At 64.8% G+C, this 1,502-nt stretch carries 1 protein-coding gene; it reads right to left on the bottom strand.

Features of this window, described 5'->3' with window-relative positions:
- Window positions 1-81: 81 nt before the first annotated feature.
- Window positions 82-1,221: a porin gene (locus JYJ84_RS36480; RefSeq protein WP_175221688.1), complete on the bottom strand. Its 1,140-nt coding sequence runs from the start codon at window positions 1,219-1,221 to the stop codon at window positions 82-84.
- Window positions 1,222-1,502: the final 281 nt, after the last annotated feature.

Genomic DNA, 1,502 nt, shown 5'->3' with positions numbered 1-1,502 from the left:
GCCCATGTCTCGGGGGCGCGTCTTTGTGAATAACAGCCTGTACTCCCCCCGCGCCCCGGGGGGGCCCCGCGGCGCACCCGTTCAGAACGTGTGATTCATCGCGACGCGCGCGACGAGCTGGTGCCCGTTCGACGACGCGCCGGGTGAACCGGGCACGAGCCCGCCGTCTAGCGGCGTGCCGGTCGCGCTGCCGCCCACCTGTTGATACGCGACCTGCGTATAGACCGATGTGCGCTTCGACAGCAGGTACTGCGCCATCGCGCCGAACTGGTTCCAGTGCAGCGAGGACTTCGCGCCGGCCCGATCGAGGCCGCCGCGCGTGTACGTGTACATGCCGCCGACGAGGAAGGCCGGCGTCACGTTGTACTTCGCGTTGACTTCAAAGTTGTCGAACGTGAGCCGCGCATTCGCGAGGCCGAGACTGCCCGCATAGATCGACGCGTCGGGCTGGCCGACGTTCACGTGCGAATAGACCGCACCCAGCGTCGCGGGCCCGATCCCGTAGTTCACGCCAATCCCGTAGATCTTCTGGTTGCCTGCGACGAAATCCGTGTCGTCCGGCGTCAGTGCGCCGCCCGCCGTGGTGCCGGGGTTCGACATGTTTTCGTAGACGGCGGCGACCGACAGCGTCTGGTAGGCGTAATTCAGGCCGACGCCGAGCATCCGGTTCTGCGCGAAGCCGCCGGCCAGGTTGCTCAGCCCATACATGACCGTGCCGGAAAAGCCGCCGAACGTGGGGCTCGTGTACTTCGCCGCGTTGTTCGCGTGGAACGACGCATCGGTGTTGTCGTTGTCGAGCGGATGCGAGAACAGGAAGCCCGCCCAGCTGCCGTTGGCGGTCAGCGGCCCGATCGTGTCGGCGACGGTATCGAACTGGCGGCCGAGCGTCAGCGTGCCGAGCCGGTCCGATTGCAGCCCGACATACGACTGGTAGCCGAACAAACGGCCGCCGTAGCCGAGCTGGCCGCTTTCGACCAGGAAGCCGCTCTCGAGGTCGAAGATCGCGCGCAGCCCGCCGCCGAGATCCTCGTTGCCCTTGATGCCCCAGCGGCTCGTCGCGAGATCGCCGCTCGCCATCTGCCATGACGACTTGCCGCCGACATTGCTCGTGTAGTTGATGCCTTCGTCGAGGATGCCGAACATCAGGACGGAGCTCTGCGCATGCGCGTTCGAAAAACAGATAAGGAATCCTGCTGAAAGGATGAAGCTTGATTTTTTCATGTGGGGTGCGGGCTCGAAAGGTGAAACGGTCGATGGTCCGGCGCGCGGCGTAAGCGGCGCGTGACCTTCGATAAGCAGATGGCATGCCATCTGCCCGCTTCAAGACCGCAATGCGCCGGTTGGGTTCCATTTCATGGTGCGTGGCCATCGAATCGGGCTTGATCGCGCGCAAATCACGTAGCAATTCGCATCGCGTGTCGCATGTTGCGTCTCAGATTGAGACGGGCGGCGATGCGGAATCGTGCGGGCGCAAAGGCGCGTGCCGCGATGCGTGAGTCGCG

The organism is Burkholderia sp. LMG 13014 (assembly GCF_905232215.1).
Taxonomy (GTDB): domain Bacteria; phylum Pseudomonadota; class Gammaproteobacteria; order Burkholderiales; family Burkholderiaceae; genus Burkholderia.
The sequence above is the reverse complement of the archived record's forward strand: the minus strand, read 5'-3'. Positions and strand labels throughout refer to the sequence as shown.